The sequence below is a fragment of the Haloferax profundi genome, assembly GCF_001469865.1.
Classification (GTDB): Archaea; Halobacteriota; Halobacteria; order Halobacteriales; family Haloferacaceae; genus Haloferax; species Haloferax profundi.
Map to the genome: position 1 here is coordinate 1 of NZ_LOPV01000092.1, position 13,990 is coordinate 13,990.

General features: G+C 64.4%; 13 protein-coding genes and 1 pseudogene. 3 read left to right on the forward strand and 11 right to left on the reverse strand.

The window, feature by feature from the left end:
* The 6 genes and pseudogenes from AUR66_RS04430 to AUR66_RS04455 all read right to left on the reverse strand — a co-directional run.
* A pseudogene (locus AUR66_RS04430) lies at positions 1–501 on the reverse strand (hypothetical protein); the annotation flags it as partial.
* Positions 502–1,058: 557 nt separating this feature from the next.
* Positions 1,059–2,027, reverse strand: a complete 969-nt coding sequence (locus AUR66_RS04435; RefSeq protein ID WP_058571299.1) for an ROK family protein — start codon at positions 2,025–2,027, stop codon at positions 1,059–1,061.
* An 84-nt stretch (positions 2,028–2,111) separates the two neighbouring features.
* Positions 2,112–2,789: a TIGR00266 family protein gene (locus AUR66_RS04440; protein WP_058571288.1), complete on the reverse strand. Its 678-nt coding sequence runs from the start codon at positions 2,787–2,789 to the stop codon at positions 2,112–2,114.
* A gap of 63 nt (positions 2,790–2,852) precedes the next feature.
* On the reverse strand, positions 2,853–3,311 hold the full coding sequence (locus AUR66_RS04445) for a universal stress protein (protein WP_058571289.1): 459 nt from the start codon (positions 3,309–3,311) through the stop codon (positions 2,853–2,855).
* A 237-nt stretch (positions 3,312–3,548) separates the two neighbouring features.
* Positions 3,549–3,929: a DUF5611 family protein gene (locus AUR66_RS04450; protein WP_058571290.1), complete on the reverse strand. Its 381-nt coding sequence runs from the start codon at positions 3,927–3,929 to the stop codon at positions 3,549–3,551.
* A 70-nt stretch (positions 3,930–3,999) separates the two neighbouring features.
* The gene (locus AUR66_RS04455; RefSeq protein WP_058571291.1) at positions 4,000–4,974 is read right to left on the reverse strand and encodes a DUF7093 family protein; all 975 of its coding nucleotides are present in this window, start codon (positions 4,972–4,974) and stop codon (positions 4,000–4,002) included.
* A gap of 104 nt (positions 4,975–5,078) precedes the next feature.
* Between AUR66_RS04455 and AUR66_RS04460 the strand changes: the two genes are divergently transcribed.
* Positions 5,079–5,378 (forward strand): DUF6432 family protein, encoded by a 300-nt coding sequence (locus AUR66_RS04460; protein ID WP_058571292.1) that lies wholly within the window; start codon positions 5,079–5,081, stop codon positions 5,376–5,378.
* Positions 5,379–5,455: 77 nt separating this feature from the next.
* A complete protein-coding gene (gene ygfZ / locus AUR66_RS04465; RefSeq protein WP_058571293.1) occupies positions 5,456–6,565 on the forward strand; it encodes a CAF17-like 4Fe-4S cluster assembly/insertion protein YgfZ in 1,110 nt (369 codons plus the stop codon).
* Positions 6,566–6,609: 44 nt separating this feature from the next.
* On the opposite strand, the gene AUR66_RS04470 is transcribed toward ygfZ, so the two are convergent.
* The 4 genes from AUR66_RS04470 to AUR66_RS04485 form a co-directional block, all read right to left on the reverse strand.
* Positions 6,610–7,692: a geranylgeranyl reductase family protein gene (locus tag AUR66_RS04470; RefSeq protein ID WP_058571294.1), complete on the reverse strand. Its 1,083-nt coding sequence runs from the start codon at positions 7,690–7,692 to the stop codon at positions 6,610–6,612.
* 69 nt (positions 7,693–7,761) lie between these two features.
* The gene (locus tag AUR66_RS04475; protein ID WP_058571295.1) at positions 7,762–8,754 is read right to left on the reverse strand and encodes a WD40/YVTN/BNR-like repeat-containing protein; all 993 of its coding nucleotides are present in this window, start codon (positions 8,752–8,754) and stop codon (positions 7,762–7,764) included.
* Positions 8,755–8,808: 54 nt separating this feature from the next.
* The gene (locus AUR66_RS04480; RefSeq protein ID WP_058571296.1) at positions 8,809–9,612 is read right to left on the reverse strand and encodes an ABC transporter permease subunit; all 804 of its coding nucleotides are present in this window, start codon (positions 9,610–9,612) and stop codon (positions 8,809–8,811) included.
* A complete protein-coding gene (locus tag AUR66_RS04485) occupies positions 9,605–10,591 on the reverse strand; it encodes an ABC transporter ATP-binding protein (protein ID WP_058571297.1) in 987 nt (328 codons plus the stop codon). The genes AUR66_RS04480 and AUR66_RS04485 overlap by 8 nt, the downstream gene beginning before the upstream one ends.
* A 137-nt stretch (positions 10,592–10,728) precedes the next feature.
* Here AUR66_RS04485 and AUR66_RS04490 point away from each other — a divergent pair, with 137 nt between their 5' ends.
* On the forward strand, positions 10,729–12,681 hold the full coding sequence (locus AUR66_RS04490; RefSeq protein WP_058571298.1) for a COG1361 S-layer family protein: 1,953 nt from the start codon (positions 10,729–10,731) through the stop codon (positions 12,679–12,681).
* 153 nt (positions 12,682–12,834) lie between these two features.
* Here AUR66_RS04490 and AUR66_RS04495 read toward each other — a convergent pair.
* Positions 12,835–13,990: ATP-binding cassette domain-containing protein (locus tag AUR66_RS04495; protein ID WP_157532994.1), on the reverse strand; the 1,156-nt coding region annotated here is incomplete at its 5' end.

The window sequence follows — 13,990 nt, forward strand, 5'->3', positions numbered from 1 at the left end:
GACGAGTGGGTTCTCGTCGCCGTCGTTGGCGGTCAGATACGCGCGGCCATCGGCGGCGAAGCAGTTGTGAATGGGGTAGTCCGTCTCGTGGAAGGTGAGTTCGGTCGGCGCAGCGGGGTCCGACACGTCCACGACGAGAACGCCTGCGGGAGAACCCGGAAGAGGATTCGCCGGGCCGACAGCGAGGAGTGTGTCCCCGTCGAGTTTCACGTCGTAGATGTTTCGGAAGGGACCGTCGTCGTGGTCCGAGAGGAGGCCACGTCGTTCGGCGAGGACCCGCGGACGGTCTGGTGACGAGATATCGACGGTCGCGTATCCGCTCGTCGCGGCGACGAGCGCTGTCTGTCCGTCGGGAGAGAGGACTGCCTCTTTCGCCCCTTCGATATCGACGCGGCCGAGTGGTTCGAAGGGACCGGGATGCGCGTCGGCGACGCGAGACGTGCCGACGACACCGGCGAGTGCGGTGCCACCGGCGACACGGAGAAATTGGCGACGGTCCACGGTCGTACTCGGGTCGCAGAGGTGAAAAGTCGGACGGCGTCGCTCGCCACGGAGTCGTGTGAGAACGAAAGTGACGCCGGATGGGGAATTCGGGTGGGTGGTGGGAGATTCCCCATCGGCGTCGACGGACGAAGTCCGTCTGCCCGCCGAAGAGACTTCGGCGAGGTCGGACGGTCGGTAATGGTGGTGGGGGGTACCGACCAAGTTCCCGTTCGTAGCTTCCGGTGGAACGCCCGTGCACCGTTCGAGTCGACGGGAACGGGACGCGTCGACCGACGCACCCATCGAGTGGGCACCGCCGGGTGCACGTCATCGGATTTTCTGAGGACCATTATAAGAGTACGCCGCTAAATATCACGCGAGATAACCAAAGAGGAAGTGGCGAATGTTCCTGGCGCCGTCTTCGAACGTCGAGCTATCGGGTCGGTATCATACTTCTGAACAGTCGCGACCGGTCGCCGGTACCAGCAGCGCTGCAACCGCCGAATCCTCGAAACCTTACAGTCGCGACCGGTCGCCGGTTCCAGCAGCGCTGCAACCGTCGAATCCTCGAAACCTTACAGTCGCGACCGGTCGCCGGTTCCAGCGGTCATCGCACTCGCGAGCGCACCCTCGACGACGACTTCGTCGCCGAGTGTCGTGAGTTGAATCTCGGGGATGTTCGACATCACCATGTCGCTCATCTGCTCACGGATTGGCTCTAATATCAACTCGGGGTTGTTGAGCGCCACGGCACCGCCGACGTAGATGATGAGGGGAGCGTACGCGTGGACGATGTTGGCGACGCCCATCGCGTTCCAGTGTCCCACCTGGTCGACGACGTGGTCGGCGAACTCGTCGTCGCCGGCGTGTTCGAACACGTCGACCGCAGAAAAGTCGGGGTCGTCGATGGGGAGTGCGGTTTCGACCGGGTCTTCTTGGTGGAGTTCACGTGCGTACTTCGGGATGTTGTTCCCCGAGCAGTACCCCTCCCAGTGGCCGTCGTGGCCACATCCACAGGTCATGAACCCGTGCGGATCGAGCGTCATGTGACCGACTTCACCGGCGTTACCGTCCCACCCGGCGAGGACGTGCCCGTCCACACAGACGCCCGCGCCGACACCCGAAGAGATAGTGAGGTAGACCATGTCGTCGGGGTTTCGGTCGGAGTGGAATCGTTCGCCGATGACGCCCGCGTTCGTGTCGTTGTGGAGGTAGACGTTGTCCGTGTCCAAGAGCACAGAGAGTGGCCCCGTCAACGGAATTCGGTCGATGGTGTCCGGCAGGTTCGCCGGGTTCTCGACTGCACCCTCGGCCAAATCGAGGGGCCCAATCGCGCCGATACCACACGCAACTGCTTCACTCGGGTCGATACCTGCTTCCGCACACGCCCGCCTGACGACGCCGAGAACCGCCTCGGTGACCGCGATACCGGTCGGCCCACGAGGTGTTCCATCGCGGGCCTGTCCGAGGATTTCTCCCTCGTCGTCGGCGACGACCGAACGAACGTTCGTCGCCCCAAGGTCGACACCCACGTAGTACGCCATTGTCACCATAGGGATGCGCACGCCACTTAACTAAGCGGGATTTCGCGCTGATTTACTCGCGAGACGGTAGCGATTCCCACGTCACTACGCCGAGTTCGTGCTCGGGAGTTTCGGGATGAGCCACGAGAGGAACGAGTCCATACTACGCGACTGGAGCCAGACGGTCCCCGGTCCCGTGAACGTACACACGAGGCCTTCCCCACTGAAGAGCGTGGATTTGAGGCCGCCGACGGCCTCGACGGAGAAGTCGGTCGTCCCGTCGAACGCGACGATGTGGCCGGTGTCGACAGTGTAGTGTTCCCCCTCTGTCAGTTCGACTTCGTGGATGGCGCCGTAACTCGACAGGAAACTGTCACCAGTCCCCTCCAACTTCAGGAGGAACAGGCCTTCGCTGCCGAAGAACGTCTTTGCACCGCCGAACGAGGTGTCGAGGTCGAGTGCGACGTCGGACGCGAGGTACGACCCCGACTGGACGTACATCGCCTCGTCTTCGAGACGCTGGTGGACGATGTCACCGGGAAGCGGTGGGGCGAGCGAAACGTCACCCGCAGTCCGTGCGTGGAACGTGTTCTGGAAGAACGACTCGCCGCCGAGGACACTGCGTTTGAGCGACCCGAGCAGGCCACCGTTGGCGTTCGTCTCGATGTCGATACCGTCGGCGTAACTCACCATAGACCCGGCTTCTGAGCGTATCGACTCCCCTTCGTCGAGCGAGACGGTCAGGAGGGCGAATGCTGGACGGTAGTCGATAGTGTGGTCCATGGGGGGTATGACGGCTCACTACGGTATGTACGTATCCCCGGACAGAAAGCGCGTGACTGGAAGCTACTTGGTATCTGCACGGACGAACGTCACGGGGCACGGCGATTCGAGCATGACCTCTTGTGCGAGGCTCCCGAAGACGGCCTTCCCGGCCGGTGAGCGTTTGCGTCCGCCGACGACGAGGCGGTCGGCGTCGACTTCGCCCGCGAGTTCGACGAGTTTCTTTCCGTGGTCGCCGACTGGCCCGCGAATCTCGTACGAGATATCTGCTTCCTCGAACTTCGAGACGAGTTCGCGGACCGTCGCGTGTCGGCGTGCGACGTCGTCGCCCGAGACTTCCTCGGCCGTGACGTCGAAGTCGAGGTTGTCGAGTGCCTCGTTGTACTCCTCTTTGGTGAAGACGTGCCCGATGACGACTGTCGCGCCTGTCGGTCCGGCGACGTCAATCGTCTCTTCTGCGAGTCGGTCGATTCGGTCCGCATCGCCCGCGCCGACGGCGAGTAAGATGGTTTCGATGGCCATACCACGCCGTTCGACCCGATGTCACTTAACCGTGGCGGGTATTTTTACTCACTTTAGAAAAAATATTTCTTCCCGTCGCCGTCTGCCGCCGCTCGTGTGTCACGACACGTCGTACCATTATGTATGTTCTGTCGGAGACGCTCGCGTCGGTGGCGTTCGCTCTGTTCGCCACGTCGAGCGAGCGTGACGCTCGACAGTCACGGTGTGCAAGAGAATTCGAATCCGAAGCGGACTCGTCTAGTAGTCCGGCGCGTCGTCTTCGACAGCGCGCTTCATCGAGTCACGGCGCGACTTCGCGTCGCGGCCCGTCGCTTCGAGCAGGAACTCGTTTTTCGCGTTGACGGCCTCACCGGCCGCTTCGAGGTCGTCGGGAGAGAGGTCGGTCGGGTCCGCCTCCTCGAAGTTGACCGCGAGGCGGTCCTTCTTCCCGCTGTACTTGACCGCACCGACGACGACACGCTTGAACACGGGGTTCTTCGGTTCGCCGACGACGTACAGGTCGCTCCCTTTGAACTCCTCGGTTCCCGTGATGGGACCGAAGTAGTCTTCGACGGTCGCTTCCATGTCAGGTATTCGCTCTTCGAGCGTCTCCCCACGACGCATCTTGTACTCCTTCATGCGGCCACTTTCGAGAGGGGATGGTTTACCTGTTTCGCGACTCTACGACGCCTGTGATGGCGTGGCGGGGTCAGGCCTCGCGCTCTGCGATGTACCCTTTTTTACACTCGGGGCAGATGTCGCCTGCCCGCATCGACGACGCGGAGGCCGCGCGCGAGTGTCCGCAGTTCGGACAGTAGTACTCGATTGCCTGGTCTGGCGCTTCGAGGCTCGTCTCTTCTGCTCGAACGAAGTCGTCGGCGTCGTCCGCTTCGACGTACTCGCCGTTCGACGCCGGGTTCACAGACCCGTTCGATTCGGGCGTTAGGCCGCCGCCGAACGAGACAGAGGCCGGTTCGCCGTCGTCGGGTTTCGCGTCCCATCCTTCGTCTTCGCCCGGTGCTTCGGGCCACGCGCCGTGCTCGCGCGTCGGTTTCGGTGGGTCGCTAGCAGCATCTGCATCTGCGTCCGCGTCGGCGTCGATGAACTCCGCGTCGTCGCCGTCGGGGGTCGGTGCAGGCGGCGACTCGTCGGTATCGACGTCAGAAACCTCGTCGGGCCACTGCGTGCGGTCACGCTGGGCTTCGTCGTCGTCCTCGTCGTCGAGGATGATGGCGTCGTCGGTGACTTCCGGTTCGGTCTCCTCAGGTGCCGCGTCAGCCTCGACTGCCTCGTCGACGGCCGGATGGTCCGGGGTCGATTGGGCGTCCGCGACTGCCTCCGTCTCCGGGTCTGGTGCCGTCTCGATGTCGGGCGCAGTATCGGTCTCCTCAGGTGCCTCTGCGTCGGCGTCCGGACCGCCGGCCTCGGCGGTCCCCGGCTTTGGATTGGCCGGTTCGAACCCCGCTGCGGCCGTCTCGACTTCGCCTTCCGTCATCCCGACTTCTTCGGGCGTCCGAATGGCCGTGACCTCTTTGTTCTCGCTGATGACCTGTTCGTGCCCGCATCGGCTACACACTTGCAGTTCTCTGATCGACACGACCACCTCGTCACCGCGTTCCTCGCGCTCCCGTTCCGTCTCGGGGTCACTGTACGAGTGCCCGAGAAGACGGCAAGTAAGTCCCATTACGCGAGGATTCCGGGATTCGGGAACAAAAAGCTACCCCCTGACAGTCAGACGGGTGTCAGACGGTCGGTACAGGTAAACGGGAGGCGAACGATGTATCGGCTATGAGAGCGAGGCGGGAGTTTCGGAACCGCCGCGACATCGAAGTCGCGGTACTCGACGCGCTCGTCGACCGCCACGACGAAGGGATGACGGTATTCGAACTCCGAGCTGCCGTCGATGCCGACATCGACACCATCGAAGACGCGCTGTCGGCGTTGAAGTCGGAAAACCTCATCGTGGTCGAAGAGGCGCAGCAACGCGTCCTCATCCACCCAGACGAGCGAGTCGTTCCAGACCCGAGCGAAGAGATGAAGAACGACGCGACGCTGTTGGACCGCCTGCGCGAACGCCTCGGGTTGTAGCCCGAGGGCACCGATTCGCCCGCGACGAACGACCGCGGAGTGTGAGGGTTTTACCCGCTGAGGCCAAACGGGGAGTCATGACACTCGTCGCCGACATCCACGAGGCCCACGGTGCGACGTTCGAGACGCGCGGTGGAGTCGAGGTTGTAAGTCACTACGGCCGACCGGACCGGACCCACCGCGCCGTCCGTAACGGTGTCGGAGTCATCGAACACGGGTACGGCGTCGTCGCCGTCGAAGGAGACGACCGCGTCGAGTACGTCGACAACGCGGTCACGAACAACGTCCCGACAGAAGACGGCGAAGGCGTCTACGCGCTCCTCCTCGACCCCGACGGCCGCATCGAGACGGAGATGTACATCTACAACGCTGGCGAGCGACTCCTCATCTTCACTCCGCCGGACCGCGCGGAACCACTCGTCGAAGAGTGGCGTTCGAAGACGTTCCTCCAGCGCGTCCGCATCCGCGACGCCTCCGAGGAGTTCGCCGTCTTCGGCGTCCACGGGTCGAAGTCGACCGAGAAGGTGGCGAGCATCCTCTCGGGCGCCGGCGCGCCCGAACCTGAACTCACCTTCGTCCGCGGGTCTATCGGCGGCGAGTACGGTGTGACGGTCATCGCCTCGGACAACCCCACCGGCGAAGAGGGCTACGACCTCATCTGCCGGGCGAAAGACGCCGAAGACGTATTCGACGCCCTCCTGTTCTACGGCAACCCCGCGGTGCCCGTCGGCTACCAGACGTGGGAGAGCCTCACCGCCGAGGCCGGGACGCCGCTGTTCGAGACGGAACTCCGTGGAAACATCCCCAACGTCGTCGGCGTCCGCAACGCACTCGACTTCGACAAGGGCTGTTTCGTCGGCCAAGAAGTCGTCTCGAAAGTCGAAAACCGCGGTCAGCCATCGCGGCGACTCGTCGGGTTCCGCGCCGACGCACTGCCGGAAGCAGGCATGGACGCGTTCGGCGGGTCCGACGTACTCGCCGACGGCACCTCCATCGGGTCCGTGACCCGCGCCGTCGAGAGTCCGAACCTCGGGTCGCCCATCGGGTTCGCACTCGTGAACTACGACATCGGCACCGACGACCTCACCATCAGCGTCGGCGACGAACAGGTATCGGCCACCGTCGAATCGCTCCCGTTCGTCGAGGGGAGCGCTCGCTCGGCACGGATTCCGACGTATCCGGAGTGAGGAACGAGACGCGGGACGGCGAGCGAGGCACCGCCAGTCCGCGGTCAGAACAACTTCTTCAGGTGTTCGCGCGAGAAGAACGAACTTGGCTTGTCCATGTGGACACCGATTTCTCCGGAGAGTGACCACAGACCGACGTGTTGGAGCCATTCGGGGAACGAGTAGCACTTCCGCACGAGGTGGCCGAGTCGAATCTCCGTCGAGAGTTCGTCGCGCCACGCGGACTCGTAGTCGGCCAGCGTCTCGGGGGCGTCCGGGTCGATTGTCTCGGCGGCCACGTCGGCGGCGGTCATCCCGTAGAGAATCCCGCCACCGGTGAACGGTTTCGTCTGCGCGGCGGCGTCGCCGACGAGGAACGCGCGTCGCGTCGTCGTTCGCTCCGGCGGACCGATTGGAATCGCCCCCGAACAGAAGTGCTCCGTCTCCACGTCGTAGGTGTCGGTGAGGGCGTCGAACATCTCGTTGACCTCCGCACCCGGCGGGGCGGCGAGTCCGTACTCGACACCCGCGTCGCCGCGGGGGATGCGCCACGCGAAGAACCGCGGGACCGTGAGGTGAACGTCGACGAAGTCGCCGTGGTCCGGTTCCGGGTCGAACGCGAGGACGCCGTGGAGCGTCTCTGACGGTTCGGGGAGGTCCAGCGAGCGTCGAACCCGGGAAGTCGGACCGTCGCATCCGGCGACCATCTTCGCGTCGAACGAGACGGTCCCAGCCTCGCCGGCGACGCTGACCGTCAGTTCGACCCTGTCGTCGAACTCCTCGATTGCGGTAACAGTGTGGCCCTCGCGAACGTCAGCACCGGCCTCACGAGCGCAGTCGGCGAGCGTCCGGTCGAGTTCGACGCGGTCGATGACGTTCGAGACTTCCGTCTGTTTGTAGAAGGGATACGCCTTCGAGTTGGGGCCGCCGACGTGGAAATCGGCTCCGTAGATGCGGTTCTGAAAGAGGTGGTCGCGCGCTTCGTCGGGGACGTACTCCCAGATATCGGTACTCACGTGCCCGGAGCACGCGAGGGGAGTACCGACCTCACCTTTCTCCAGTGCGAGGACGTCGTATCCGGCCTCGGCCGCACGACGGGCGAACCGCGCGCCGGCAGGACCAACGCCGACGACGGCGAAATCGTACATACACGGGCGTTGACGCGACGACCAATGAATCTTCTCGCTTCGGTCGGACGGTCCCGGCTGAGGCCAGACTCACCCGACGACCGCGAGTCCAGACGCCGTCCGTCGCTCGTCGCGCCACGGGATATCGAGTCGCGTCCACGAGTCGCCGAAGTCGGTGGTCTGGTACAGACCGTGGTCGTTTGCCGCGTAGCACTCGCCGCCCGAGACGCCCGCCGCCAAGACAGCGCGAGTAGCACCCGAACCGGTGGGCAAGCCAGTCCCGTCGAGGCGTTCCCAGGGGCCGTCGCCCCGAGAGCGGTACAGATAGCTCTCGGCAGACCCAGTCGAGTGCGCGCGCATCGGACTCCTCGCCGCGGTCAAGAGCGTCGAGTGTGGGTCCGCCGGGTCGACGACGACGCTCCAGCAGTAACCGTGTTCGAGACCCTCTGTCGGCGTCGTCCACGTCTCGCCGCTGTCGTCGCTCTCGGCGTACCCGTCGCCCGCGGCGGCCCACACGTGTCCCGGTCGGTCCGGGTGTGTCGTCATGGAGTGCGTGTCGCGTTTGCTGGACGGCACCCGGTCACGCCACGTCTCGCCACCGTCGAGTGAGCGGACGAGTGCGCCCGCTTCGACGGCGACGAAGAGTCTGTCCGGGTCCGACGCGTCGACTTCTATCCAGCGGACGTGGTGCGTACTCGGCCGCGGTGGGAACGCCCACGACGACGCCGACGGAAGGTCCGAAAGCGGCGGGAGTTCGGTCCACGTCTCCCCGCTGTCGAGTGACCGAAACACCGCCGAGGGCTCTGTTCCGGCGTAGACCACGTCCGGGTTTGCCGGCGAAACGGCGAGACTCGTCACCGACTCGGGGAGCGTGTCTGTGCCGACAGCGTGCCACGTCTCGCCACCGTCCGTGGTTCGGAAGAGGCCGGCGTCGAAGGTGCCGCAGAGTGCTCGTTCAGGGACGCGCCGGTCTGCTGCGACACACTCGATTCGGTGGCCATCGAGGTGACGGCGCGTGTTCGTGTCGTCTGTCGTCCCCGAGACGGAGAGAACTGCGCCGTCTGCTGCCGCGTAGAGGTGCATACGAGAAGAGAGGTCGTCTACCGGGAAAAGACCGTAAGCCCGCGTGGTGACGACTCAGGACAGGTCGCGGCGTTCGAACACCTCGGCCGCGAGAACCACGAGGACGCACGTGGTGACGAACAAGACGGCCACGCCGCCCCAGTCGACGTCGCCAGCGACGAGGAGTTCGCCGGGGTCGATGTACCGCGTGAGCGACAACGACCCGAGGAACTCGTAGTCGGTGTCCATCGTCAGCGAGTCGAGGAGGAACGTCCCGAAGACGATGCCGATGGCGGCACCCTGCGCTCGGCGGACTCGCTGGAAGAACGCCGACGTGAGGAGACCGATTGCGACGCAGTCCACGAGGTAGAGGCCGCCAATGGCGTGGACCAAGACGAGCCGAGCGATTCGAATATCTTCGTCGATGAGACCGGCACCGAGGATGACGGCCACGAAGACGACGATATCGACGAGGGCGACAGCAGGAAGCATCGCGAGGAACTTCCCGATGACGAAGCGGGTGCGCGACACCGGGCGGACGAGGATGAACTCCACCGACTTGCGGTCGACTTCGCCGGCGATGAGTGACCCCGCGGCGTAGGCGAAGTAACTCCCGACGATGAGTAACCAGACCAGTTGGTAGAGTTCGACGACGAGGTAGCCTTCGAGCGACGAGATGTCGGTGACGCTCCCGACGAACGCGGACCGGAACTCTTCGGGGTACGACTCCAGCAGTTCGTTGAAGTCGACGTCCGCCTGCCCGAACGAGGGGAAGACGGCGATGGTGAGGCCAACTGTCGCCACGAGTAACGCGGTGACGATGAGGATGCCACGCCGTCGCTGGTCGAACTCGAACAGCGCGATGTCGAGTTCACGCATCGGCGACTTCCTCCGCGTCTTCGGGTTCGGAATCGTCCCCGACAGGGTGGTCGTCGTCGGTTCCCTCGCGTGCGCCTGCAGATTCGTCTCCGTTCTCGGCGTCGTAGAAGTGCATAAACACGTCCTCGATGGCCGTCTCGCGGACTTCGAGGTCATCGATGTCGTATCGTTCGAGGGCGTCCACGAGGCCATCGTAGTTCCCCGAGATGACGAGACGGAGCGACCCGTCGGGTTCTATCCGGGCGTCGATGGTCTCTTCGAAGTCGAAGTCCGCGATGTCGATGGTGTCCGGTGTCTGGACCGTGACGACCTTCCCACTCCGTTCGAGGAGGTCGTCGATGTGTTCGACGGCCACGAGCCGACCCTTCCGAATGATAGCGACCTGGTCGCACACCTCCCGGACTTCGCTGAGGATGTGCGTCGAGAAGAACACCGAGACCCCCCGGTCACGCTCCTCGCGGAGGAACTCGTAGAACTCCTGTTGGACGAGCGGGTCTAGCCCCGACGTCGGTTCGTCCATCACGACCAGTCGCGGTTCGTGCATGAACGCCTGGACGATAGCGAGTTTCTGGCGGTTCCCTCGTGAGTACCCGCGGACCGGCCGGTCGAGTGGAACCGGGAACCGTTCGAGAAGTTCCTCCCGTCGTTCGTCACCGGAGAGACTCGCGAGGTAGTCGAGCGTCTTCCGTCCCGTCACGTCGTCGTAGAACTGCGGGTCACCGGGGATGTGGCCGATGTCGTTTCGAACGTCGATGAACGCCTCTCGGTCGTCGATAGGGACGCCGAGGACGCTCGCAGTCCCCTCGGTCGGTTTGAGGAAGCCCAAGATGAGTCGAATCGTCGTCGACTTGCCAGCACCGTTCGGCCCGAGAAAGCCGAACAGTTCGCCTTCTGGAACCGTGAGGTCGAGGTCCTCGACGCCGCGTACGTCCCCGTAGAACTTGGTCAGACCTTCGATGTCGATGGCGGGGACGGTCATAGTACGACGTAGGTGTGCGGCAAACCTATTCCTTGCGCGACGTTTCCACCTCGTGAGAGTTGGAGTGGGTGTTAATATTACACCTGACTAATATGAATCGACCGAGCCGGGTGCCGTCCCGCCGGTTGGTACCCATCATGATTCGACGTACACAGCGACTGAGCGTCGCACTCCTCGCCGCCCTCGTAGTGTTGTCCACCCTCGTGGGTGCGACCGGAAGTGCCGCGGCCGTGACGCGCGTTTCGGGAAGCCCCGACCTCTCGCTCGTCGCACCCGAGAACCGCCTCGTCGCCGGCACCGAAACCGTCGTCGAGGTGTTCGTCGTCAACACGGGCACCATCACCGAAGACGGCCCCGAAGAGTACGAAGCACTCGTCCAGACCGCCCGTGCACTGACGTTCGAAGCCGAATCGGAAGGGCCGATAACCGTCGCCAGCGGTGAAGTCCCGGTTGGGACCGTCCCGGAGGGCGTCTCCGGTCCCGTGCCGCTCAGACTCCGCGTCGCAGAAGGGGCAGAGCCAGGTACCTACGAGATTCCGGTCGAGTTCTCCTACGACTACACCGCGACCGTCCGTGTGGACGACGAGAACGTCCAGACGACCCACCGAAGTCGGACCATCACGCGCGAACTCGAAGTCGTCGTCGAGCGCCGTCCCGCGTTCGACGTGGAGACGGTCGATTCGACGCTCGCCGTCGGCGACACCGGCACCATCGCGTTCGACCTGACGAACGTCGGGCCAGTCGATGCCGAAGACGCCACCGTGACCGTCACTTCGACAGACCCCGAGGTCACCTTCGGTGACGGCGTGCCGTCCGCACAGAGTTTCGTCGGCGACTGGGAGGCCGACGAAACCCAGCGCGTCGAGTTCCGAACGCGCGTCGCCGACGACGCCATCGTCCGTAACTACTCTGTCGAGTTGACGGTGACCTACCGAGACCAAGACGGACAGCAACGGACCTCACGAACCATCGTCGCTGGTGTCCGTCCGACTCGCGGCGCCGCCTTCGAACTCGTCGACGTCGATTCCGCAGTCGCCGTCGGTGACACCGGGACGTTGACACTCGAACTCCAGAACGTCGGCGACGCGACGGCCTCCGGGACCACCGTCGCCCTCGAATCGACCGACTCCGAGATTACCTTCGGGGCAGGGGCACCTGCTGCGGAGGCGTACGTCGGCGCGTGGGAACCCGGTGAGACCAAACGGGTGAGTTTCCGAACTCGCGTCGCCGACGACGCCCTCGACCGACCGTACTCGCTCGACGTGGGCGTCTCGTTCCGCAACCCCGGCGGTGACAGAAAGACCGAGACGCTCGTCGCTGGCCTCGACCCCGGTGCCGGACCGGCGTTCAGCGTCACCATCGAAGAGAGTACCCTTCGCGTCGGCGGGGTTGGCCGCGTCAGCGGCACCGTCGAGAACGTCGGCGAGAGCGAGGCCCGCGACGGGGTGCTTCGTCTCGACGCCAACGGCACGGCGATGACACCGACCGACCTCGAAGTCACCGTCGGAACGCTCGGACCGGGCGAGTCCGCCGAGTTCGAGTACGCAATCGGTCTCGCCGAAGGGGCGACACCGGGGCCGCGCCGACTGCCGTTCGTCGTCGAGTACCGACCGCCGGGCGACGAGATGCGAGCGTTCGACCGGGCCGACGTGCTCGCGGAGGCGAGTGCGCGCAACCCAACCATCACCGTCGAACCGCGGAACGCGACGTTCGAAGTCGACTCCACCGGGCGACTCGTCCTCGCGGTGACGAACACCGAAGACACGCCGCAGACCGACGTGACGGTCCGACTCGTCGCCGAAGAACCACTCTCCAGTGAGGACGCCGTATCGTTCATCCCGCGACTGGGTGCAGGTGAGACGAGGCTGGTCGTCTTCGACCTCGAAGTGAGCGACGACGCAGTTCCGAAGACGCAGGCCGTCGGAGTCGACGTGAATTACACGGACGACGCCGGGCGACAACTGACGACCGGAACCCAGCAAGTAGCCGTCGAAGTGGTCGAACCGGCCACGACGTTCCCCATCCTCCCGGCCGCCGTCGCCATTCTCGCGCTCGCTGGCGTGGGTTACTGGTGGTATCGACGGCGTTGAGGAGGGGCTGACGGGGCTGAGAGGGAACTGACGGTGCTGGGGGTACCGACGGTGCTGAGGGTGCCGACGGTGCTGAGGATGCCGACGGAAATAAAAGGAAGTTCGAACCGCAACGCCAGTCGATTGGTGGGTGTTCGAACGGCGCGTGCGAACTCAGTCGTCGTTCGGCACTTTCGCCGGTTTGCGGCGGTCCGAGCGTGGTCCCTCTTTGTCCACTTTCGGGAGGTGGTCGCGAAGGTACCGCCCGGTGTGGGAGTCGGGGTTCGTCGCAATCTCCTCGGGCGTCCCGCTGGCGACGATTGTACCGCCGTTCTCGCCGCCTTCGGGACCCAGGTCGACGATGTGGTCGGCGTTCTTCACCAGGTCCAGTTCGTGTTCCACCACGAGGACGGTGTTGCCGTTGTCGACGAGGCGTTGGAGCACGTCGATGAGTTTCCGCTCGTCTTCCTTGTGGAGACCCGTCGTCGGTTCGTCCAGCAAGTAGAGCGTGTCGCCAGTCTGTTTCTTCCCGAGTTCTTCGGCGAGTTTGACACGCTGGGCTTCACCGCCGGAGAGCGTCGTCGATGGCTGGCCGAGTTGCATGTAGCCGAGGCCAACGTCGTGGAGTAGTTGGAGGCGCCGGCGAATCTGCGAGTTCGCCTCGAAGAACTCCAGTGCTTCGTCGACTTCCATCTGCAGCACGTCCGAGATGGTCTTGCCCTTGTAGCGAACGTCGAGCGTCTCGGCGTTGTAGCGCGCGCCGTTACACTCCTCACACGGGACGTACACGTCCGAGAGGAAGTTCATCTCGATTTTGACGTTCCCCTGTCCCTTACAGGCCGCACAGCGGCCGCCCTTGACGTTGAACGAGAAGCGACCCTTCTCGTAGCCGCGCTGTTTGGAGAGTTTCGTCGACGCGAACAGTTCGCGGACGTAGTCGAAGACCCCGGTGTACGTCGCGGGATTCGACCGCGGGGTGCGCCCGATGGGCGACTGGTCGATGAGTCGAACCGTCTCGATTTCGTCGTACCCGTCGATGCCGTCGTGCTCACCGGGGTCGACCGACGTGTTGTCGTTCATCCGGCGGGCGAGGCCCTTGTAGAGAATCTCGTGCATCAAGGTGGACTTGCCCGACCCGGAGACGCCGGTGATGGCAGTGAACGTCCCGAGTGGGATGGGCACGTCGAGGTCCTTGAGGTTGTGCTGGCGTGCGCCGCGGACGACGAGTTCGCCGTCGCCCTCGCGTCGCGTGTCGGGGACGTCGATGTCTTTCCGGCCGGAGAGGTAGTCGGCGGTGATGGAGTTGTCCGCCGCGACGATGTCGTCGAAG